16 protein-coding genes and 1 pseudogene are annotated in these 22249 nt (G+C 64.4%); 14 read left to right on the top strand and 3 right to left on the bottom strand.

Features of this window, described 5'->3' with window-relative positions; all coding sequences use genetic code 11:
- Window positions 1-37: 37 nt before the first annotated feature.
- Window positions 38-2245 carry a carboxy terminal-processing peptidase gene (locus tag QZ634_RS10820; protein WP_291988249.1) on the bottom strand — a complete coding sequence of 736 codons (2208 nt, stop codon included), beginning with the start codon at window positions 2243-2245 and terminating at the stop codon, window positions 38-40.
- Window positions 2246-2707: 462 nt separating this feature from the next.
- On the opposite strand from QZ634_RS10820, the gene QZ634_RS10815 reads away from it, so the two are divergent.
- The 7 genes from QZ634_RS10815 to QZ634_RS10785 all read left to right on the top strand — a co-directional run bounded on the left by QZ634_RS10815 (window position 2708) and on the right by QZ634_RS10785 (window position 11560).
- Window positions 2708-3049: a copper-binding protein gene (locus QZ634_RS10815; RefSeq protein ID WP_291988247.1), complete on the top strand. Its 342-nt coding sequence runs from the start codon at window positions 2708-2710 to the stop codon at window positions 3047-3049.
- Between the two features lie 80 nt (window positions 3050-3129).
- On the top strand, window positions 3130-4434 hold the full coding sequence (locus tag QZ634_RS10810; protein ID WP_291988245.1) for a TolC family protein: 1305 nt from the start codon (window positions 3130-3132) through the stop codon (window positions 4432-4434).
- Window positions 4431-5975: an efflux RND transporter periplasmic adaptor subunit gene (locus QZ634_RS10805; RefSeq protein WP_291988243.1), complete on the top strand. Its 1545-nt coding sequence runs from the start codon at window positions 4431-4433 to the stop codon at window positions 5973-5975. Before QZ634_RS10810 ends, QZ634_RS10805 begins: the two co-directional genes overlap by 4 nt.
- 1 nt (window position 5976) lies before the next feature.
- Window positions 5977-9135 (top strand): efflux RND transporter permease subunit, encoded by a 3159-nt coding sequence (locus QZ634_RS10800; RefSeq protein WP_291988241.1) that lies wholly within the window; start codon window positions 5977-5979, stop codon window positions 9133-9135.
- A gap of 157 nt (window positions 9136-9292) precedes the next feature.
- The gene (locus tag QZ634_RS10795; RefSeq protein ID WP_291988239.1) at window positions 9293-9556 is read left to right on the top strand and encodes a type II toxin-antitoxin system RelB/DinJ family antitoxin; all 264 of its coding nucleotides are present in this window, start codon (window positions 9293-9295) and stop codon (window positions 9554-9556) included.
- On the top strand, window positions 9543-9824 hold the full coding sequence (locus QZ634_RS10790) for a type II toxin-antitoxin system YafQ family toxin (RefSeq protein WP_291988237.1): 282 nt from the start codon (window positions 9543-9545) through the stop codon (window positions 9822-9824). The genes QZ634_RS10795 and QZ634_RS10790 overlap by 14 nt, the downstream gene beginning before the upstream one ends.
- Window positions 9825-9976: 152 nt before the next feature.
- A complete protein-coding gene (locus QZ634_RS10785) occupies window positions 9977-11560 on the top strand; it encodes an IS66 family transposase (protein WP_291988234.1) in 1584 nt (527 codons plus the stop codon).
- 423 nt (window positions 11561-11983) lie between these two features.
- Here the strand turns inward: QZ634_RS10785 and QZ634_RS10780 are convergent, their stop codons facing one another.
- Window positions 11984-13663: an IS1634 family transposase gene (locus QZ634_RS10780; RefSeq protein ID WP_291988232.1), complete on the bottom strand. Its 1680-nt coding sequence runs from the start codon at window positions 13661-13663 to the stop codon at window positions 11984-11986.
- Window positions 13664-13887: 224 nt separating this feature from the next.
- Entirely contained in the window at window positions 13888-16359 is a 2472-nt protein-coding gene (locus QZ634_RS10775) for a heavy metal translocating P-type ATPase (RefSeq protein WP_291988230.1), read from the bottom strand.
- A 334-nt stretch (window positions 16360-16693) separates the two neighbouring features.
- Between QZ634_RS10775 and QZ634_RS10770 the strand changes: the two genes are divergently transcribed.
- From QZ634_RS10770 to QZ634_RS10740, 7 genes and pseudogenes are all read left to right on the top strand, one after another.
- Window positions 16694-17032, top strand: a complete 339-nt coding sequence (locus QZ634_RS10770) for a hypothetical protein (RefSeq protein WP_291988228.1) — start codon at window positions 16694-16696, stop codon at window positions 17030-17032.
- Window positions 17033-17186: 154 nt separating this feature from the next.
- Window positions 17187-17624 carry a cytochrome c gene (locus QZ634_RS10765; RefSeq protein ID WP_291988226.1) on the top strand — a complete coding sequence of 146 codons (438 nt, stop codon included), beginning with the start codon at window positions 17187-17189 and terminating at the stop codon, window positions 17622-17624.
- A 331-nt stretch (window positions 17625-17955) separates the two neighbouring features.
- Entirely contained in the window at window positions 17956-18639 is a 684-nt protein-coding gene (locus tag QZ634_RS10760; RefSeq protein WP_291988224.1) for a hypothetical protein, read from the top strand.
- A gap of 23 nt (window positions 18640-18662) precedes the next feature.
- A complete protein-coding gene (locus QZ634_RS10755; RefSeq protein WP_291988222.1) occupies window positions 18663-20384 on the top strand; it encodes an adenylate/guanylate cyclase domain-containing protein in 1722 nt (573 codons plus the stop codon).
- Window positions 20381-21217, top strand: a complete 837-nt coding sequence (locus QZ634_RS10750; RefSeq protein ID WP_291988219.1) for an ABC transporter permease — start codon at window positions 20381-20383, stop codon at window positions 21215-21217. The genes QZ634_RS10755 and QZ634_RS10750 overlap by 4 nt, the downstream gene beginning before the upstream one ends.
- The gene (locus tag QZ634_RS10745) at window positions 21218-21925 is read left to right on the top strand and encodes a hypothetical protein (protein WP_291988217.1); all 708 of its coding nucleotides are present in this window, start codon (window positions 21218-21220) and stop codon (window positions 21923-21925) included. It abuts the gene before it with no gap.
- Window positions 21922-22249 (top strand): annotated as a pseudogene (locus tag QZ634_RS10740) (hypothetical protein); the annotation flags it as partial. The gene QZ634_RS10745 and the pseudogene QZ634_RS10740, both read left to right, overlap by 4 nt.

Here is a 22249-nt window from a genome sequence, read left to right as displayed (position 1 = left end):
GGACGATAGAGCGCAGTTTGGGGTGAAATAGGCTTGCTTACGCACCGGGTTGCTTCGCGGGTGCGTGCTCAGACCGGCCCGGCGCTGGTTGGCCGGGAATCGTCGACGCAGCCGGCTTGTTGCGCACAGCCACTCTGGTTTCGCGCTTGAGCAAGCCGACCTGATCGCTGAGAATATGGGCGGCCTCTTCGAGCAGGATATCTTTCGCGTTTTTCCGCGCTGTTTCTGCCGCCAGTTCATTGCTGAGATCACGTTCGTCCGCCTGCAGGCCATCGTCCTGCGCTGGCGGCGTGTTCTTGCTATCGACTTTCTCGCCGGCGTCCCGCAATTTTTTCCGCAAGGCAAGTTTGGCCTCCTGGTCCGCACGTTCCCGGCGCCTTTCCACTTCGTTCAGGGAGATTGAAGTTTTCTTGCGCAAGCGGTTCACTTCGGCCACATCCTCCTTCAGGAACTGGAAGTCCTGAACCGACTTGACCCGGGTTTCGTGACGCTTTTGCAGGGTGGGCAGGAGCGCTTTCGTATTGCCCTGGGGTGAATAGTCCGCAGCCTGGACGCCTGCCCAGGGGAGCGCGTTGTCAAAGCTCGACTCCCCGGAGTTCTCCTCGTCGGCAAACGAGGGGAAGTTGATGTCCGGCTCTACGCCCCTGAGTTGCGTGGTGCCTCCATTGACACGGAAGAACTGGGCAATGGTCATTTTCAAGTCGCCAAGGGACGGGGTCTCGTTTTTGACGAGTTGATCGAGATTGATCATCGTCTGCACGGTACCCTTTCCGAAACTGCGCTCGCCAATCACCAGGCCACGGCCATAGTCCTGAATCGCCGCGGCAAAGATCTCCGAAGCGGATGCCGAACTCCGGTTGATGAGGACAGCCAACGGCCCGTCCCATGCAGCGGTGGCATTGGCAGACTTGGCCACGGTGACGCTGCCCTGAGCGTTGCGCTGTTGTACCACCGGCCCCGCGCCGATAAACAGGCCGGTGAGCTGGATCGCTTCGGACAGGGAGCCGCCGCCGTTATTGCGCAAATCCATCACCACGCCGTCGACCTTGTCGGCCTTCAATTCATCCAGCAGCCGGGAGACATCGCGGCTCGCGCTCTTGAAGGCGGGGTCACCTCTGCCTTGCGCCTCAAAATCGGCATAGAACGCGGGGAGGGATATCACCCCGATGCGGCGTGTCATCTTGCCCTCCGCCACAGAGATGAGCGACTTCTTCGCCGCTTGCCGGTCCAGCGTTATTTTCTTCCGCGTCAGCGAGACTCGCTTGTGCTTGCCGTCAGGGCCGGCATCGACGGGCAGTATGTCGAGCAGCACAATAGTGTCCGGTTCACCGCGAATTTTCGCCACGGTGTCGTCCAGGCGCCAGCCCAGGATATCGGCTATGGCTCCGTTCTTGCCCTGACCAACGCCCATGATGCGATCGCCGGGCTTCAATTGCTCGGAGAGTTGGGCGGGGCCGCCTGGCACCAGTTCGCGAATGAGCGTGTAATCGTCTTTCTGGGTCAGCACGGCTCCGATCCCGACGAGCGAGAGGCGCATTGAAATCTCGAACTCCTCCGCCGCCCTTGACCCCATGTAGTTGGTATGCGGCTCGATGGCCGTGGCGTAGGCATTCATGAACAGCTCGAAGGCGTCCTCACTCTTGGTCCGGGCAACTCGCTGCAGGGAATTTTCATAGCGGTTGTTGAGCGTTTCGACAATAGTCTTGTCGTCTTTGCCGGCCAGCTTGAGTCGCAACCAGTCGTTCTTGACCCGCGTACGCCACAACTCGCGAATTTCCGGTTCGGATTTCGCCCAGGCTGCCTTTTCTCGATTGTATTGATAACGGTCCTGCTGGCGAAAATCGAAACCGTCCTTGAGCAGGCTGCGTGCGTAGGTGAAGCGCTCGACGACGCGTTGCGTGTAGAGGTTGAAAATGGCAAAGGGAAGGCCGAGGTACTCGCTGTAGATGGCGTCATCGAAACCGGTGCGTGCAGCCTCGAGCCGATCGATGTCGTGTTGCACAAAGAAGCGCTTCTCCCCGTCGAGCAATTCCAGGTAACGATCAAAGATCTTCGCCGACAGTGCGTCATCCAGGGGGACGGGCTTGTAGTGGTGCCGGGTGAGCAATTCTGCCGCCAGGCGTGCCGCCTTCGGTTGTTCGGAGAGGGGCTTCAAGGGCGGGACGACCGTCGTCGTCAGGTCGGGCGAGGCGGCCTGCACGCCAATGGCTGCCAGAAGCACTATCCACAACAGTATTTTTTTCATTGATGTCCTGCCTCGTCGAGCCGCCGAGCCCTGCGACTCGGTGCAAAATCGGTATCTCTGTCTCGTTTTCCGGAACCTTCCCGGCTAGCCACAACACTCTGTTGAGTGCGCGCAATATTAGGGACTTTGTCGGGCGACCGATAGGCACGAACTGTAACCGGACGTACATCGTTAGATTTTCGCTACCGCATCCTGAGCCTGTCCGGGGCAGCTTCGCGTGTCGGGCGAAGGTCGCCGACCGTGGCTCATGGAGTGTCGCGGCCGGCCCGCCGCTCGATGGCCGAACAGCATTACGGGAATGTAATCTTTACGTCAGCTTTCTGACCGGGTGGAGCAGGCATCATCTGCGGCCTTGGCCACCGTTGGTGCAGCGCTTGTGACATGTTGTTGCAAGAAAAAGCCTTCGTTGCGAGACTCAAACCCGGAGCCTATCGCCCTCCCCATCTACCAACAGGATCCGCCATGAAATCTTTGTTCCCCGCCGTTTCCCTGCTTGCCCTGCTCGTTGCCAATCCGGTGCTTGCCGCCAGCGAGCACGACTCCCACCATCCGGCGGGCAGCAGCGCCGCTAGCGTCAAGGCAGCAGCTTCCGAAGGCACGGTGAAGAAAGTTGACAAGGCCGCTGGCAAGATCACCATCAAGCATGGTCCGCTGGCCAATCTCGGGATGCCGCCGATGACCATGGCCTTCCGTGTCAGTGACCCGGCGATGCTCGATCAGGTCAAGGCGGGCGAGAAAGTGAGCTTCACCGCGGAGAACGTCGGCGACGCCTTGACGGTCACCGCACTCGAACCGGCGAAGTAGCTTCCCGCGCCGTTTCGGGCCATCACGCCGCGTCCGTGCGTTTCGGACGCGCTTTGTCCTGCTCACCGGATTCCCGACAGATGATGCTTTTCACGTCGCGCGCGGCGACCTCACGCCTTGCCGTCGCCGGCACTGTGCTGCTGGCGCTTGTCTTGCCCACTGTGCCGGCCTACGCGCAAGGCCCGGCCGCTGCCCCGCTGGGTGCTTCGCTCAGCGGCCTGCTGAGCTACGCTCGCGAGCACAACCCCGAGCTGGGGGTCCGCAAGTTCGAGGCGCAAGCGGCACGGGAACGGGTCGAGCCGGCTGCGGCACTGCCCGATCCGCGCTTCGAACTCGAACTGATGGACTTCACCAACACCGTGAACTCCGGACGCGCGCCTTCGCTGCTGCCCGGGCAGGTCGGCAATACCCGCTACCGGGTCGTCCAGCCGCTGCCATTCTGGGGCAAGCGCGAGCTGCGCGGTGAAGTCGCCGAGGCGCTCGCCGAGCAGGTCGAGACCCTGCAGGATGGCACCGTGCTTGAGGTCGAGAACCGCATCAAGACCGCCTACGCCCGGCAGTTCCAGGCCTCCGGCCAGATCCGCATCCTCCGTGAGACCCTGTCGCTGCTCGACGCCATCGAGCAGCTGGTGCTGACCCGCTACGGCGTCGGTCTGGTACCGCAGCAGGACGCCCTGCGGGCCCAGAGCGAACTGACCAGCGTCAAGATCGATCTCGTGGAAGCCGAACGTCGCAAGCGCGACAACGCTGCCAAGCTCAACGCCCTGCTGGCGCGTGACGGCGATGCGCCGCTGGCCGAGCCCGCACAACTGCCGCCAGCCCCCGCCAGAATTTCCTACCAGAGCTTGCTCGAACAGATCCGCACGCGCTCGCCAGAGGTCTCACGCGAACGTTTCGGCGTTGTTGCCGCGCAAAAGAGTCGCGAACTGACTTGGCTGAACCGTTATCCGGACTTCGCCGTCGGCCTGACCAACAACCGCCCCTACAACGCGCCCGACAACTGGGAAGTGATGGTCGGGGTGACCATTCCGCTGCAGCAATCATCCCGGCGCGCCCAGGAGCGAGAGGCCGAGCGCCGCCTGGATGCCGCACAGACGCGCGTGCTGGCCGCTGAAACCCGTCTCGCCGGCCGGCTTGGCGAAACGCTCGCCGCTTTCGAGGCCAGCCGCGACAAGGCGCGCCTGCTGAAGCACACCTTGTTGCCGCAGGCCAGCGCCACTTTCGAAGCCGCCCAGTCCGGTTACGAAAGCGGCCGGGTCAACTTCAACACCCTGATCGACGCCGAGCGGCAGATTCTGCGCGCTCGTCTGGCCTTGCTCGACGCCGATGTGGAAACCGCCGTTCGCCTGGCCGAACTCGAACTTCTCGTGGGAGCACCGCTGTGAACCGCACTCTGACGCTCATCCTGGCGCTGGTCGCCATTGGCGCAGCGCTGGCTGCCGGCTACTGGGCCGGCAGTCGGCAGCCGGTGACCCGCGGTGAAATCGTCGCCAGTGCCGGTGCGCAAGGCGCCACGCCCGGCGAGTCCGCCGGCAAGAACGAGCGCAAGGTCCTCTACTACCGCAACCCGATGGGCCTGCCCGATACTTCGCCGGATCCGAAGAAGGATTCGATGGGCATGGATTACATCGCCGTTTACGCGGACGACGAACCCGACGGCAGCGGCGTCGTCAAGGTCAGCCCGGCGCGCGTCCAGACACTCGGCGTCAAGACGGCGCGCGCCGAAGAACGGACGCTGGACTCGGCGTTGCGCACGGTTGGCCGGGTGGAGGTCGACGAGCGCCGGATTCACGATGTCGCGCCGCGTTTCGAAGGCTGGATCGAACGGCTGCAGGTGAGCGCCACCGGTGACCCGGTGAGCAAGGGACAGCCGCTGTTCTCCGTCTACAGCCCCGAGCTGGTCTCCGCGCAGAAGGAGTTGCGCATTGCCGAGAGACTTGAGCAGAGTGCCGGCAATGCCGATCCGGCGGCCCGCGACGGCGCCCGCCGTCTTGCGCAGGCCGCTCGCGAACGGTTGCGCAACTGGAAGGTTGCCGGCGCGGCCGGCTCGCAGAATGCGCTGGTCACCTTTTCGTCGCCGGCCACCGGCGTGGTGCTTGAGAAGAAGGCCGTCGAGGGAATGCGTTTCATGGCCGGAGCGGTCATCTACCGCATCGCCGACCTGTCCACCGTCTGGGTGATCGCCGACGTCTACGAACGTGATCTGGCCCAGGTCAAGCCTGGAGACGCCGCGCGGGTGATCATCGACGCCTTTCCGGGACATCTCTTCGACGCCAGGGTCACCTACCTCTATCCGACCCTCAACACCGCGACACGCACGACGCCGGTCAGGCTCGAACTGAAGAACCACGACGGCATGCTGCGTCCGGGCATGTTCGCACACGTCGAGATCGCCACCGCGGGCAAGGCCGCGCGCCTGACGGTGCCCCCATCGGCAGTGATCGACACCGGCGACCGCCAGGTGGTCCTGCTCGTGCTGGGCGAGGGCAGGTACAAACCGCAAGCCGTCAAGATCGGTTTGCGCGGGCGTGACGCGGTCGAAATTCTCGAAGGAATTCAGGTCGGCGACGAAGTGGTCACCGCGGCCAACTTCCTGATCGACGCGGAAAGCAACCTCAAGGCCGCGTTGTCGACCTTCACTGCGCCCGCGGCGGCAACGACGGAAAAAGCGGCGGCGAAGCGGTACCAGGCGCAGGGTTCGATCGACTCACTGGATATCGCGTCGAACACCGCGGCGGTCACGCACGAGCCGATTCCGGCGCTGCAGTGGCCGGCGATGACCATGGAGTTCGGGCTGGCGAGTCCCGCGGTGGCGAAGGGCGTCCCGCCCGGCGCAGCGATCCGTTTCGAGTTCGAGGACCGCGGCGATGGTGAGTTCGTGATCACCCGCATCGAGAAGGCCGCCGCCAGGCACGAGGGCCACTGAGATGCTCGATCGGCTGATTGAATGGTCGGCGCGCAACGTCTTCCTGGTCCTGCTGGCCACCCTGGCGGTCGTCGCCGGCGGCATCTACGCGGTCAAGAAAACGCCGCTCGACGCCTTGCCGGATCTTTCCGACGTGCAGGTGATCGTGTTCACCCCTTACGCCGGGCAGGCGCCGAAGGTCGTCGAAGACCAGGTCACCTATCCGCTGACCACGGCCATGCTGGCGGTGCCGAAAGCCAAGGTGGTGCGGGGCTTCTCGATGTTCGGCGCCTCCTACGTCTATGTGATCTTCGAGGATGGCACCGACATCTACTGGGCGCGTTCGCGGGTCCTGGAATACCTCAGCTCGGTGCAGGGCAACCTGCCACAGGGCGTTTCGCCGCAGATCGGGCCCGACGCCACCGGCGTCGGCTGGGTCTTCCAGTACGCGCTGACCGGCAAGGATCAATCGCTGGCCGACCTGCGCAGCGTGCAGGACTGGTACGTTCGCTACCAGCTGACCAAGGCCGGCGGCGTGGCCGAAGTGGCCAGCGTCGGCGGCTTCGTCAAGGAGTACCAGGTCATCGTCGACCCGCACCGGCTGGCCAGCTATGGCGTTTCGCTGGCGCGTCTGGCGCAGGTGATTCGCGAATCGAACCGCGACGTCGGCGGGCGCGTCGTCGAACTGGCCGAGAAGGAATACATGGTGCGCGGGCTCGGCTACCTCAAGGGCGTCGGCGACATCGAGACGCTGGTACTGAAGAGCGATGGCGGAACGCCGGTGCTGGTGCGCGACGTCGCACGCGTCGAGATCGTCCCCGCCGGGCGGCGCGGGATCACCGAACTCAACGGCGAGGGCGAGGTCGTTTCGGGGATCGTCATGGCGCGCTTCGGCCAGAACGCGCTCGACGTGATCGCCAACGTCAAGGCCAAGATCGAGGAGTTGCTGCCGGGCCTGCCCGAAGGGACCGAAATCGTTCCCGTCTATGACCGTTCGAAGCTGATCGAGCGCGCCATCAACAACCTGAAATGGACCTTGCTCGAAGAAAGCCTGATCGTCGGCGCCGTCTGCGTGATCTTCCTGATGCACGTGCGCAGCGCACTGGTCGCCATCCTGACGCTGCCGATCGGCATCCTGATTGCCTTCATCGCCATGCGTACGATGGGCATGGGTTCGAACATCATGAGCCTGGGGGGTATCGCGATTGCCATCGGGGCGATGGTCGATGCGGCGATCGTGATGATCGAGAACGCCCACAAGCGACTCGAACACCTGCCGCCGAACGCGACCAGACACGACCGCGCGGCGACGATGATCCGCGCCTGCAAGGAAGTCGGGCCGGCACTCTTCTACTCGCTATTGATCATCACCGTCTCGTTCCTGCCGGTGTTCACCCTCGAGGGCCAGGAAGGGCGGTTGTTCAGCCCGCTGGCCTTCACCAAGACCTTCGCCATGGCCGGCGCAGCGGTACTGTCGGTGACGCTGGTGCCGGTGCTGATGATGTTCTTCATTCGCGGGCGGATCATGCCCGAGCAGAAGAACCCGGTGAACCGCTTCCTGATCTGGGTCTACCGGCCGATCATCCTGGCCGTGATGCGCAACAAGATCGTCACCCTGCTGCTCGCGGGCGTCGTGATGGCGGTCACCGTCGTGCCGGCCAGTCGCATCGGTTCGGAGTTCATGCCGACGCTCAACGAAGGCTCGCTGTTCTACATGCCGGCGTCGTTGCCGGGAATGTCGGTGACCGAGGCGGCGCGCCTGCTGCAGACCACCAACCGGGTGATCAAGACCTTCCCCGAGGTCGAGTCGGTCTATGGCAAGGCGGGTCGTGCCGCCAGCGCCACCGACCCGGCGCCGATCGAGATGTTCGAGACGGTGATCAACCTCAAGCCGGAGAAGGAGTGGCGCGCGGGCATGAACGTGGACAAGCTGATCGCCGAGATGGACGCCGCGCTCAAGTTCCCCGGCCTGGCCAATTCCTGGACGATGCCGATCAAGGCGCGCATCGACATGCTGTCTACCGGCATCCGCACGCCGGTCGGCGTCAAGGTCTTCGGCAAGGAGCTGGCGGTGATCGAGAAGGTCGCCCGCGAGATCGAGCAGGCGGTGAAGGACGTTCCCGGCACGTCGAGCGCCTACGCCGAGCGGGTCACCGGCGGTTATTACCTGGACATCACGCCGAAGCGCGAGCAACTGGCGCGCTACGGGATCACCGTCGGCGACTTCCAGCAGGTGATCGCCAGCGCGCTCGGCGGCGCGACGGTGACCACCGCCGTCGAGGGTCTCGAGCGCTACAACGTCACCGTGCGCTACCCACGCGCGCTGCGCGACGATCCACAGCGCATCGCCAACGAGGTCTTCGTGCCGAGCCAGGCGGGGATGATCCCGCTCGGGCAACTGGCGAGCATCGAGCTGCGCAATGGCCCGCCGGGAATCAAGACCGAGAACGCGCTGCTCGCCGCCTACGTCTTCGTCGATATCCGCGATCGTGACGTTGGTTCCTACGTCAAGGATGCCCAGAAAGCCGTCGCCGACAAGGTCACTTTCCCGCCCGGCTACTACGCCACCTGGTCAGGCCAGTTCGAGTACATGGAGCGCGCCAAGGCCAAGCTGGCCCTCGTCGTACCGCTGACGCTGGCGATCATCTTCGTCCTCCTGTACCTCAACTTCCGGCGCCTGACCGAGACGCTGATCGTCATGCTGTCGGTGCCGTTTGCGCTGGTCGGCGGCATCTGGCTGATGTGGTGGCTGGGCTACAACATGAGCGTCGCTGTCGCCGTTGGCTTCATCGCCCTGGCCGGCGTCGCCGCCGAAACCGGCGTGGTGATGCTGATCTACCTCGACCAGTCGTGGCAGGAGATCACCGCCAGGCGCCGCGCCGAAGGCGTCGATCCGAGCGCCGCCGACCTCTACCACGCGATCATGGAAGGCGCCGTCGAACGCGTGCGCCCGAAGATGATGACCGTCGTCGCGATCATGGCCGGCCTGCTGCCGATCATGTGGTCGAGCGGCACCGGTTCGGAAGTGATGAGCCGCATCGCCGCGCCGATGGTCGGCGGCATGGTGTCGTCGACGGTGCTGACGCTGTGCGTGATTCCGGCGCTGTATGCGCTGGTCAAGCAGTGGCAGTTGCGGCGGAGTCTGGCGCGGCCGGCGGCGCAAGTGCTGAGCGCGGACTGACTCACGGCCGTCGCTTCGCCCTGTCGAGACCATTGTTTGCGACGCTTTGCCGTTCGTGTGGGAAACAGATGTTTTCCGACATCCGGCCAACACGCAAGGGATGTGTCCTGGCGTCTCGTGGGCTACAATGTGGCTCATATACTTGGAGGATCAAACCATGGCCGCGAATGCTGTTGTCCGTGCCAGGATCGACGAACACATTAAGGAAGAGGCGACCGCCGTGCTTGCAGCGATGGGGCTGACCGTGTCAGACGCCTTCCGCATCATGCTGACCCGCGTCGCACGCGAGAAGGCACTGCCGTTCGAGCCACTGGTTCCGAACATCGATACTATCGAAGCGATGAAGGAGGCGCGCAATGGTGGCCTGAAGTCGTTCGCCACCGTCGAGGACCTGATGGCGGACCTGAATGCGGAAGATTGAACACACTGGCCAGTTCAAGCGTGACTACAAGCGCGAAACCAAGGGACCGCACCGGCAAACGCTGCAAAGTGACTTCGTCGCCATCGTCACGGCCTTGGCCCATGATCAGGTTCTGGCCGACAAGCACCACGATCATTCGCTCAGTGGGGATTGGAAGGACCACCGGGATTGTCACGTCAAGCCCGACTTGGTCTTGATTTACAGAAAACCGGACGACAACGTACTCCAGCTCGTCCGCCTCGGTTCGCACAGCCAACTTGGCCTGTGAGCAGTCGGGCTCCGTGACAAGGAAATGAAGGATACGGCGAGCGGAATCACCGATGTGGAGTAACCGTTCACTCCCCCTTAAGAAACGCCGCCAACACCATGCTTTTGCGGCATAATTCATGACCATGACGACGACACGACAGCCACGACGAGATGCGCCTGAGCAAGCATGACCTTTTCCAGATGGACGACGAGTGGCTGAAGAAGCTGCCGGCGGAGCTATTGCTGGAAGTATCTAAGCGACTGCTGCAAGACGTCAAGGAGTTGCAGGATCAGCTGAATAAAAACCCGGGCAACATCTCGCGGCCGCCGAGCACCAAGGCACCGTGGGAGAAGGCGGCGCGCGACCCAGCCGTGGCGAAAGGCGCGCCAGCCCAGGCTGGCGCTGCCGACGGTGCTGCCGAAACGGCAGAGGGCCCGGCGCCGGCACAAGAGACTGCGCCGCCAGTGACCGAGCGCCCATCGCCCCGAAAGGGTTCGGGAAAGCCGCCGGGCAAGCAACGTGGCAGTCCGGGCCATGGTCGCACGCAGAAACTGGCGGTTACTGACCATTGCGTGCACCGACCCGAGAACTGCGCGGCTTGTGGTGAAGTCCTGGCGGAGGATGCCGAGTCGCAGGCTTACACCGCCTGGGACGAGATCGACATCGCGCCGCCAGTCGAGGGCAACATCGGGCTAATGTTCAGCGTCACGCGTCACAGCCTGCTTGAAGTGCGCTGCGCTTGCGGGCACGTCAGCCGGGCCATGCCCTGGCGGGCGCCGCCCGACGCCCAGTGGGAAAAGGTTGAGCTGGGCGAATGGCGCTTGGTGGGTCCTCGCCTGGCCGGCGTGATCGTTCTGCTCGCGCTGCGAATGCGCCTGTCGCGAGCGAGCATTCGCGAGCTCCTGCGGGAAGTCTTCGACCTGACGCTGAGCACCGGCGTGATCGATGAGACGATCCGGGAAGCCGGCCGTGCCAGCTTCCCGCTGGAGGACGCCCTGGTGGCCGAGATCGTGCAGGTGGCGCAGTTGCACATCGATGAAACGTCGTGGCCGGAATCCGGCGTGCTGCTGTGGTTGTGGGCGCTGGTCAGCACCTCTACGGTGCTGTACCTTATCGGCCCACGCGCCCGGGAGATGCTTGAGAACGCCCTGCAAGACGGCTATACCGGCATTCTCATCAGCGATCGTTACGGGGTCTACCGAAACTGGGAAAACCGCCTGCGCTGCTGGCCGCACCTGATGCGCAAGCTGCGGGGGCTGGCCGAATCGAGTGATGGCCGGGTGTCCCGGGTTGGGCAGGAGATGGAAGGTCTCCTGACCGCGCTGATGGCGGCCATCTATGCGGCACGGCTCGATCCGCCGCCGCAAGCGCTGCCCGAGCGCTACGCCGCCGAGGTCAAACGGCTAAGGCACCTGTGCGAGGGGCATCAGATGGATGAGCATCCGGCGCTGCGCAGTGTCGTGCGCGAATTCCTCTACGATTGGAAAGTCATCCTGCGTCCGCTCGCGGAGCCTCTGCTGCCGCTCTCCAATAACGCCGCCGAGCAGGCGTTGCGACACTGGGTCATTTCGCGTTACATCAGCCATGGCACTCGTTCCGAAGAGGGATCCCGCGCCTTCGCTCTCCTGGCCAGTGTCATCGAGACCTGTCGCCGCCGCGGTACCTCCGCCTGGCAGTACCTCGGCACCGTCATTGCTGCCGCTCGCAAAGGCTTACAGCTTCCCGCGCTCCCTGCTATCCCGGCTGCGGCATAGGGGAGTGAACGATTACCGTGCGACGCTGCTGCCACGGGAAGCGGGCGTCTGCTGCGCGTGTCCCCCGACGAGGTGTCCTTGAGCCGGAAGGCTCCGAGGCGATGATGAGGTGGAGAAGCGCGATGGCGGCTTATCGGCCCACGCCAGCACGCGAATGGGCCGGGCCGACTGCGAAGACCCGGGACAGCTGCTGCGCTGCCGCAGTCGGCTGGCCTTCGCGGGCGGGCTCGGTCAGCGCCTCGCCCCGCCAAGGTTCCAGCGTCGTTACCGAGATCCCTACCGTTTGCGACAAGGCCGCTATCGCCAGGCTCTCCGGCGGCAGCAACCGTGTCACGACTTGATCCTTCATCCCTTGTCCCCCGAGTTCGACACTAAATCCCGTAAGCCATTGAATATGCGCAATTCACGTAAGTGAAATTGGCACTACAAACGCTTGGCGGACGGTTCTGGCAGGGCGACGGTCTCGAACAGCTCCTTCTGTTGTGGCGTCATGGCCGACAGGCCTGACGCCGACTGACGTTGATGCAAGGTGATCTGGTGAAACTGGATGCGACGCGCGATCTCCAGCGCACGTTCCGGCAAAAGCTGGCTATCCCTGGCTTTCAGGCGCATGCGTAGCACCCGATACAACACCAGCGCCAGGAAACAGATCAAGGCGTGCGCGCGAATCCGGTTCGGCAGGCGATGGAAGACCGGCGCGATCTCGATCTCCGATTTCAGGACACGGAAGCCGCGTTCAATGTCTGCCAGCGCCTTGTAGCGCGCCACGATCTCGGCCGGCGTGTGATCCGGCATGTTCGAGACCAGGATCAGCTTGCCATCCATCATGCGCGCACGGCTCAAAGCACGCTGGTCGATGTCGTAGGTGAATACCTCCGCCGACAGATTGACCTTGATGATGCTCGCCAGGTGTGCCTCTGTGACAGCGCGGTAAAACCGCGCCGTCGTGCCGGCATCCGACAACTTCCGGCCACGGTGTGTCTGGCCGGAATCCTGGCCGTCGAGCTTGCCCGCCCACCTTGCCGCGTCGGTCTCCAGCGCCGCGATGCGTTCATCCCGCGCCTGACCCTGTTCGCTGGCGACGTCGGGGCGGTGCGCGACGATCAGACGAAAGCCCTGCCATTCCATTTCACCGACGACCTCTTCGGTCGCTGATCGGCAGCGCTGCTCATGGAATTCGGCCAGCACGGTATCGAAGTCCGCATAGCGGCGGGCCGGAACGGCCAGAATGAATTCCAGTGGCTGGCCGCCCACCCGGATCGCGCGGATGGCTTCCAGATTGTCCAGGCTGAGCAAGCCCCGATCGGCAACCAGCACCACCCGCTTGATCGGATAGCGCGCCAGGACCTTCTCGATCGTCGGCACCAGTGTCGTCGTCTCGCCGCTGTTACCGGCGAAGACCTCGTGATGAATCGGCAGGCCTTCGGCGGTCTGTACCACCCCCAGCATGACCTGCCGCACGATCCCGCCATCCTTCGACAGGCCAAAGCGTCGAACCTCTCCAGAGAGTTCGGTGCCGCCTTCGGTACGCATCGTCGTCAGATCGTAGAAGACGATCGACAACTCCTGGTCGATCAAGGGGCGCAAAAGACCGGCCAGGACCTTATTCATCGTCTCTGCGCAGTCTGCCAGCGTATCCATGGTGCGCAACAGATGCTGATGGGTGACCGACTCGGTGGCGACTTCGGGAACGCGGGTGCCTTCCAGCCAGCGCAGGATGCCCAGCTTCGATTCCGGATCGCACAGGCGGTTGAAGACCATCACCCGCAACAAGCGCTCGGCGTCGAACTGGCGGCGGTTGCGCAATACCCGGCGGAAGGCATCGGCGAAGCCCAGTTCCTGCCACAGGGCGGTAAGCAGCCAGGTGTCGCCGACCGACAGCGCCGGCGCGAAGGACACGTCACCGGTGCCCTCTTCAAGGGACGGCTTGCCTGCTGCGCGCAACAGGCCATTGACCAGCGAGTCGGCTTCGCCGGCGCGCACGGCTTCGATCCGCCCGAGGGTAGCGATGACTCGTTGGCGAGAGACGCCGCCCGCGTCGCGGTAGGCCTCGACGAGCTTCACGTAGCGCCGCGGCCCCGACGTGGTGATCTTTACGAACATGTCGCTACTGTAGCGCCCAAAAAACCTATAGGCAATAGCCTAAAGGAAATAACGTGTCACTACATGGCCATTTCCGGCAAAACACTAACGCATTGTTTTTGCAAGCCTTGGGGCGTCATTTATGCGCTTGGCACGCGGAAAGTGTCGAACTCGGGTTGTCCGTATGGGGTGCCACCTCTGCACCTCACCATTGCCCGTGGTTTCAGAGCCTGTCGAGGCGACCACTACTCAAGGCGCACGCTGCGCAGCCGCAGGGCGTTGCTGATCACCGAGATCGACGACAGACTCATCGCCGCGGCGGCAAACATTGGCGACACCAGGATGCCCAGGAAGGGATACAGAATGCCCGCGGCCACCGGCACGCCAGCGGCGTTGTAGACCAGGGCGAAGAACAGGTTCTGTTTGATGTTGCGCATGGTCGCCCGGGCAAGCCGGCGTGCGCGCACGATACCGTTGAGGTCACCCTTGACCAGCGTGAAGCCGGCACTCTCGATGGCCACGTCGGCGCCGGTGCCCATGGCAATGCCGACGTCGGCCTGCGCCAGTGCCGGCGCATCGTTGACGCCGTCACCGGCCATCGCCACCTTGTGGCCTTTGGCCTGCAATTCCTTGATGATCCGCGCCTTATCCGCGGGCAGTACGTCGGCACGGATTTCGTCGATCCCCAGACGCCCGGCAACGGCACGCGCCGTACGTTCGTTGTCGCCGGTGGCCATGATGATCTTCAGGCCTTCTGCGTGCAGCGCCTTGAGCGCTTCGAGCGTCGTCTCCTTGACCGGATCGGCGACGCTCACCAGGCCGGCGATTTCGCTGCCGATGAGGACGAACATCACCGTTTCGCCCTCGTCGCGGCGAGCGTTTGCTGCCTCGACGAACGCACCGGAGGCACCGCCATCCAGCCCCAGTTCGGTGAGCAGCGCGGCATTGCCGAGCGCGACAGCCTGGCCGTCGACGACGCCCTTGACGCCCTTGCCGGTGAGCGCCTCGAATTCTTCGGCGCTGGCCAGTTCGACGCCACGCTCTTCGGCAGCGCTGACGATGGCCTCGGCGAGCGGGTGTTCGGAACCGCGTTCGAGGCTAGCGGCCAGGCGCAATACCTCGCCTTCCTCGTGTCCGGCAGCGGGCAGCACTGCGACCAGCTTTGGCTTGCCGACGGTCAGCGTTCCGGTCTTGTCGACGATCAGCGTATCGACCTTGGCAAAGCGCTCCAGCGCTTCGGCGTTCTTGATCAGCACGCCGGCCTGTGCGCCGCGTCCGGTGGCGGTCATGATCGACATCGGCGTCGCCAGGCCGAGCGCGCAGGGGCAGGCGATGATCAGCACGGCCACGGCCGCGACCAGTCCATAGGAAAGCGCCGGCGCCGGTCCCCAGGCCGCCCAGGCGATGAATGCCAGGATGGCGACGCCGATCACCGCCGGAACGAACATGCCGGCGACCGAATCGGCGAGCTTCTGGATCGGCGCGCGCGAGCGTTGCGCGTTGGCGACCATGTCGACGATCTGGCTGAGCACGGTGTCGCCGCCGACCCGCTTGGCCTCGACGATCAGTGAACCAGTACCGTTGATCGTCGCCCCGGTGACCGGGTCACCGGCGACCTTTTCCACCGCTACCGCTTCGCCCGAGAGCATCGACTCGTCGATTGAAGATCGGCCATCGATCACCACGCCGTCCACCGGCACCTTGTCGCCCGGCCGCACGCGCACATGGTCGCCGACGACGACTTCCTCGAGCGGGATTTCCTCCTCGCGTCCATCGGCACGGAGCACGCGCGCCGTCTTCGCAGCGAGGTCGAGCAGCGCGCGGATCGCCGAGCCGGTGCGCTCGCGCGCACCGAGCTCCATCACCTGACCGAGCAGGACCAGGACGACGATCACCGCACCGGCTTCGAAATAGACGCCCACATGCCCCTGCGCGTCGCGAAAGCCGTCCGGGAACAAGCCCGGGAAGAGGACCGCGACGATGCTGAAGAGATACGCCGAGCCAACACCCAGGCCGATCAGCGTGAACATGTTGAGGCTGCGATTGACGACCGATTTCACGCCGCGAACGAAGAACGGCCAGCCGGCCCAAAGGACCACCGGCGTGCTCAGGACCAGTTCAACCCATTGCGCCGTGCGCTCACCGAGCAAATCGCGTGCGAAGCCCAGACCGAGAAAGGGCCCCATGGTCAGCACCAGCAGGGGAACGGTCAACACGGCAGCGATCCAGAAACGGTGCCGGAAGTCGACCAGCTCGGGGTTGGGGCCTTCGTCGCCGCTAGGGACGCCCATCGGTTCGAGCGCCATGCCGCATTTCGGGCAATCGCCCGGGGCATCGCGGACGATTTCGGGGTGCATCGGACAGGTGTATTGCGTGCCTGCGGGTGCCCGGGGCGCTTGCTTCTTGTGCGTGCCGCTCAGGTAGTGCGCCGGGTCCGCCGCAAACCTGTCGTGGCATTTCTGCGAGCAGAAGTGCCAGGTCCTCCCGTCGTGCTCGAAGCTCGGCTTGCCCGCGCCAAGCGTGACGGACATGCCGCAGACCGGATCCTTCACCGTCGCGGACTCCACCACCGTGTGATCGCCGTTTGAGCCGTTTGAGCCGTTTGAGCCGTTTGAGCTGTGTGAGCTGTGTGAGCCGTGCTGGCTGTGTGCTGCATGCGAACGCTCGGGCAGGTGATGATGATGGTCGTGCCCGCCCGACCGTGGTTTCGTGTCCATGGCAATCCTTTCCAGGGTACCCCTGTTGGCTGACGCACGGCTTCTGTCGCTTGGCGGCAGCCATCGACGTCGCCCATGGTGCCGGTCGCCCCCCGACGAGGAGATGACCGCAGGATTACGCTTCAGTCACCTGCGCTGGCCGGCGCCACCGGCGCTTGGTGGCGGGCAGCCAGTCCTGACGAAACAAGCGACCGCGCAAGCATTGGCGGGGCTGGCGGAAACAGCATGACAAGAATGTCATTCCCACGTCAGATTCTCGTCGGTATCGATCGTCGATACTGGCGAACGTGATGAAGTTCCCACGACGAAGCACTCACCCAGCAAAGGAATGGCCATGAAAACACTGTCCCGCAATATCCTGATGATCGCCTTGTCCGCCGCGCTGAGCGCGCCGGTCGCCTTGCTGGCTGCCGAAAAAGCTGCGCCAACGCAGCCGCCACCCGCTCAGATGCAGGCCCGCATGCAAGCCATGCAGGCTCGTATGCACGCCCTGCAGCAGACTGAAGGTGAAGCGCGCATGCCGATGATGGCGGCGCAAATGGACGACATGCAGGCGATGATGAAAGACTTCGGTGCTGGCTGCCCGATGGCCGGTGGCCAAGGAAAAATGGGCATGCAGGGTCAGCAAGGGATGCCGATGACGCCGGGAATGCACGGCAGCCAGGCGAAGTAAGCTTATGATTCCCTGGCTGAAACGACTCCTGGCCAGCTTTCGCTCCTGGCGACAAGCCAATGCCGAAGCGCACGCCAGGGCGAAACCCCCTTCGTGCTGTTCGGCCCCGCCGCCAGGTGCCGGCAGCCATGACGACCCGCGAGGCAGCGCATAAGTGAACAAGACACCAAATCGATCGCTGGCAATTCCTGCGCCCCGTCGCGACACCCGCCTGCAGCTTTGCCTGCTCGCGCTGCTGATCGTCGCGGCGGCGATCAGCCTGCCGGTCGCGGCGCAAGACATGCCAGTGCCACAGCCGAGCCCCGGGCTGATGCCCAACCCGGCAGCCGGCAAGACCCTGTTCGAGAAAAACTGCGCTTCCTGCCACGGCGCCAATCTGCAAGGCAGCGACAAGGGGCCGCCGATGCTGAGCAAGATCTACGAGCCCTCGCATCACGGCGACGCCGCTTTCCAGCTGGCGGTGAAGAACGGGAGTCGTGCGCATCACTGGAAGTTCGGCGACATGGCACCCGTTCCCGGCCTGAGCCCCGACGACGTCGCCCAGATCACCGCCTATGTGCGGCTCGAGCAGCGCAAGGCCGGTATTCAATAAGGCCATCCGCCCGGCGGGTGCGGCACGGAGCGAAGGCGGCCGCACAGATCAGCTTTCGCTCCACGCCAGCACTGGCGCTTTCGCCAGGTCGCGGCGCAGCTGCCACTGCTTCACCAACGCATACAGCGCCGGGATGACGCACAGCGTCAACACCGTCGACGAGACCATGCCGCCGACCAGCGCGAAGGGGCGGAAATGCGGTATTTTGCGGGTAAGCCTGGCGTCGAACGGGAGCCTGGTCGTTTCGCGGCAATTGCCGCGTGACTGATCGCTTCAGCTCCCGCGGATCAGTCACGGGAAACGACAGGGCATTTCCACTGTGGAGGGTTTCTTGGCGGGTTGGCGCACGACAACAACGAACCAGGCGATTGCCTTCGAGGAGGTCCAGGCGGTCACCCGACGCCGGCGCCTTCGCATCTGGCTGCCCGTCGCCGTGGTCGCCATTCTGCTGGCCGCACTGATCGGCAACGCGATTCACGAGTTCAGGTTCATGCGTGCCGATGCCCTGGCTCTGTCCGAAGGCGTCATCGGCAACCTGCAAAGCCGCATCGAAACAGAGGTTGGTGCCTACCTGGGACCCATCCCGGGTGTCGTCCGTTTTACCCGCGACCTGCTCGCCGACGAGGACCTCTTGAGCGTGCGGCGCGAACTCGCCGAGAAGGTGGCGAGCGGAATCCTTGACAACACGCCGCAGTTCACCAGCGTGTTCATCGGTAGCCCGGCCGGCGAGTTCTTCATGGTGCGGCGCTATCAGGATGGTGAACAGCGCGGACTGGAAACCAAGACCATCCGCCGCCCGCATGGTGCGCAGGACGCCCCCGTGATGCAATTGACGCGCCATGGCGCAAAGGGCGAGGTGTTGTCCGACGAGCAAGCCCCCTGGGATGGCTACGATCCGCGCGCGCGACCCTGGTTCGTCGGTGCCGCGAAAAGCAAGGACCTGTTCTGTGGACCGACGTCTACCTCTTCTTCACCACCAGCGCCGCGGGCATCACGGCGTCGCTGCCCTATCTGAATACGGACGGGGATCTGGTTGCGGTGGTTGGTACCGACGTCGAACTGGCAAGCCTCAGTCGCTTTCTCGCCATACTCGCCATCGGCAAGAGCGGCCTCGCGCTGATCGTCGACGACCAGGGGCGGGTGATGGCGCACCCGCGCAAGCCGCTGGTGAGCAAGGATGGCGGTGGCGAATTGCGACTGCTGCGGGTCGATGACATCGGCGACCCGGTGGTGAGCCGCGCCTTTGACCGCTACCGCGTCGAAGGGCACGGCCGCCACGATTTCGAGATGGCCGGCCGCCGCTACATCAGCTCGACGTCGTCGCTCAACCAATTGCTGCCGCACGACTGGTCGATCCTGATGATCGTCCCCGAGGACGATTTCGTCGGCTTCGTTGCAGAGAATGTACGCGACACGCTGGGCATGGGCCTGGCGGTCATCGCCCTGGCAGGCGGGCTCGCCGGGCTCGTGGTCCGCCAGGGGCTGCGCGCCGACCAGGAGGCAATTTCCATCCTCGAGCGTCAGGCGCAGCTCGACGCGCAGGGTGAGGCCTTCGGCATGCTGGCGGCGCAGTCGACGCTGTTCGAGGACAGCGGAACCAATGGCCTCGCACTGGTAACCGAGGCTGTCGCGCGTTCGTCTCGCGTGCGCCGCGCCAGCCTGTGGCAGCTCGCACCGGCTGGCGATGCGCTGGTCTGTCTCGACAGCTTTGACCAGCAGACGGAGGGCCATACGGATGGCGCAACGCTGGATCGATCGGAACATCCCGGTCTTTTGGAATGGCTGCAGAGCGAAAACGCGGTCGGCGACGTCGCCAGCAGCGACGACGCACGCCTCGTATCGCTGTACCGAAACTACCTCGCCCCGCTCGGCTGCCAGGCCCTGCTGTCGGTGCCCCTCAAGGTAGACGGCCGGGTGACCGGCGTCCTTTGGCTCGAGGACGGCCGTCGCAGCGAGTGGCCGAACCAGGTGCAGCGGTTTGCCCGGGCGATCGCCAATCTGATGGCCATCCGCCAGGCAGCCAGCGCTACGGCTGGCGCGGTGGTGGCCATGCCGCCGGCCGGCAAGGCGAAGGCACATGACAGCGAAGTGGCGCCGCGCACCGAAGCGCCCGTTCAGGAATTGAACATCGACGCCAGGCTGGGCGCACGCCGTACTGCCGCCTTTGCCGCGACGCTCCCGGACGGTGCGCACCCGGTGCGAGCTGACGATGTGCAGCGCATTGATCAGCTGGCTTTCGTATCGCTGCGCTTCAGCGACGCGCTGGCCCTGGCCCGATCGGCCGACGACCGCTCCGGCGAATCGACGATAGCCCGCCTCCTCGCACAGATCGACGCGGCAGCCTCGCAACACGGCGTGGCCTACCTCAAATTTCTCACTGATCGGGTGGTCGCTGCCGCCGATCCTTCCGCGGACGTCGATCACGCAACCGTCTGCCTGGCCGAATTTGCGTTGGCCGCGCAGGCCGCCTGCGAGCGCCTGTTCGCTGAACAGCATGCCCCCTCGGCCTTTCATTTGGGCATGGACCTGGGACCGGCGACCGGCAGCCTGATCGACCGCGAGGAAAGCTCGTTCAACCTCTGGGGTGAGGCCGCACGCATGGCCTACGCGATGGCCGATTCCGCCCCACCGGGAACGATTCATACGACGGAGTCGGTCTACGAGGCGCTGCACGACCGCTATCTGTTTCAACTGCGCGGCCATCATTATCTCGAAGACGTCGGGGAATTCTCCACCTACCTCCTGGGAGGTCGCCTGTGAAGCCGCCGGCCAATGGCTTGCCCATGGTCGAGGCGCCCACGGCAGAGCGGCCAAATCTGCTCGGCCGCTTCGGGCAGCGAATCATCGACATGACGACGGACGTCTTTCTGTTCACCGGGGACCTGACCGCGACCCTCACACGCGGCCTGGCACCGGGCAACTGGCGCCGGACGATGTGGACGGAGTTCGAGCGTTTCTTCTACTTCACGGGGGTGTGCGCCATTCCCGCAGTCATGCTTACCGCCCTGCTGGTCGGTCTGGGCCTGGTATTGCAGATCATCTATTGGCTGCGGGTGACGGGACAGCAGGGATCGATCGGCGACTTTCTGGTGCTGGTGCTGATCCGCGAGCTCTCGCCCATCGTCACGGCGTTGATCGTGATCGGCCGCAGTGGTTCGGTGATGCTCGACGAGGTGGGCCATCTCACAGTCAACGGGCAAATCCGCATGCTCGAGTCCTTCGGCATTGACGCCACCGACTTTCTCGCCATTCCGCGATGCTTCGCCTCGGCACTGGCCTTGTTCGCGCTGACCACGATCTTCCTCCATACCGCACTTTGGTCGGGCTATCTCGCCGCTTCCTTGGCCGGTCTCACCGCGCTATCCTTGGTCGAGTTTGCCGATGCGGTCTTGTCGAGGATGACTCTGGGCGATCATCTGCTGCTGGTCGTCAAACCGACCCTCACCGGTTTCGTGATCGGCTACGTGGCCATCTGGCATGGACTGAGGGTCGAAGCGAGTGCCCTCGGCGTGCGCCGGGCGTTGCCGACGGCCTTCATGTACTCGCTGCTGGCGACGCTCCTGATCGGGATAGCCGTGTCGACGGTATTGTAGATGCGCGAGTCCGACGACCTGGCCGCAGGCCCCCCGATCCTGGAGACCGCCGGTCTGTCCGTCGTGTCGCCCCGGGGTGGTTCGATACTTGTCGACGACCTGCGCCTGCAAGCCGGCGAACTGCACCTGGTGCATTCGCCGACGACGGGGCAGAGCGCGGCGCTGGCCGATGCCTTGCTCGGCTTGGCCGGTGCCGGCCAGGTGCGCTTCCTGGGCGTCGCCTGGGCCGACCTCGATGCAGCCGAAGCCTGCCGCTTACGCAGCTGTATCGGCAGGGTCATGAGCGGTGGAAACTGGCTGGAGAACCGATCGGTGATGGAAAACCTGCTTCTTCCGCTGCGCCATCAGACCGTCCTGGCCGAAGAAATCATCCGCCAGAGGGCCAGCGAGCTCGCCCTGAGCTTTGGCCTGCCGGGGATCCCGACCCTGCTGCCGCATCAGTGCTCGGAGTCCGATCTCGAACGCGCAGCGTGCGTTCGGGCCTTCCTGGGACGCCCGAAGCTGGTCGTTCTCGAGCAGCCAATCGAAACCACCGAAAGCAGAACCTTCGCGCCGCTGATCAATGCCGTGCAGCAGGTGCGCCGCCGCCGCGGCGCCATCATCTGGTTCACGCACAAGCGCAGCCTGCTAGAGGAGCCCGGGATTTCTGCCGACCGGCGCTACCGGATCGCCGGCAGCCGGCTGCTCCAGCTGGAAGCTAGCGCGTGAACAAATCCAACGAGAACCGCCGTTACCGCAGCCTGCTCGGCGCGACCGTGCTGGCAGTGCTGGTGCTCTTCCTGTTGAGTCTGATCAAGGCCGAGGCCCTGCGCGAGCTGTTCGATCCCGGCAAGACGGTACGCCTGGTGCTGCCCGACGAGGGTCTTTTCGGCCTCGCCGGAGGCGCCAAGATCGAGGTGCTCGGCACACCGTCCGGCAAGATCCTGAAGATCGTCATCGACCCGGACCAGAAGATCCATGCGCTGGCGCGCCTGAATGGCTCGATGGCGCCCTTCGTGCGCCGAGATTCGCAGGCGGTCATCCGCAAGACAT

Origin of the sequence: Candidatus Accumulibacter sp. ACC007 (genome assembly GCF_907163205.1) — a bacterium.
In the GTDB taxonomy this organism is placed as follows: Bacteria; Pseudomonadota; Gammaproteobacteria; order Burkholderiales; family Rhodocyclaceae; genus Accumulibacter; species Accumulibacter regalis.
This window is presented reverse-complemented; position numbering and strand designations above follow the sequence as displayed.

Bases quoted from the DNA above. Each gene is read 5' to 3' on its own strand.
- QZ634_RS10820 (WP_291988249.1), bottom strand. From the start codon at position 2,245: ATGAAAAAAATACTGTTGTGGATAGTGCTTCTGGCAGCCATTGGCGTG.
- QZ634_RS10815 (WP_291988247.1), top strand. From the start codon at position 2,708: ATGAAATCTTTGTTCCCCGCCGTTTCCCTGCTTGCCCTGCTCGTTGCC.
- QZ634_RS10810 (WP_291988245.1), top strand. From the start codon at position 3,130: ATGATGCTTTTCACGTCGCGCGCGGCGACCTCACGCCTTGCCGTCGCC.
- QZ634_RS10800 (WP_291988241.1), top strand. From the start codon at position 5,977: ATGCTCGATCGGCTGATTGAATGGTCGGCGCGCAACGTCTTCCTGGTC.
- QZ634_RS10795 (WP_291988239.1), top strand. From the start codon at position 9,293: ATGGCCGCGAATGCTGTTGTCCGTGCCAGGATCGACGAACACATTAAG.
- QZ634_RS10790 (WP_291988237.1), top strand. From the start codon at position 9,543: ATGCGGAAGATTGAACACACTGGCCAGTTCAAGCGTGACTACAAGCGC.
- QZ634_RS10785 (WP_291988234.1), top strand. From the start codon at position 9,977: ATGCGCCTGAGCAAGCATGACCTTTTCCAGATGGACGACGAGTGGCTG.
- QZ634_RS10780 (WP_291988232.1), bottom strand. From the start codon at position 13,663: ATGTTCGTAAAGATCACCACGTCGGGGCCGCGGCGCTACGTGAAGCTC.
- QZ634_RS10775 (WP_291988230.1), bottom strand. From the start codon at position 16,359: ATGGACACGAAACCACGGTCGGGCGGGCACGACCATCATCATCACCTG.
- QZ634_RS10770 (WP_291988228.1), top strand. From the start codon at position 16,694: ATGAAAACACTGTCCCGCAATATCCTGATGATCGCCTTGTCCGCCGCG.
- QZ634_RS10745 (WP_291988217.1), top strand. From the start codon at position 21,218: ATGCGCGAGTCCGACGACCTGGCCGCAGGCCCCCCGATCCTGGAGACC.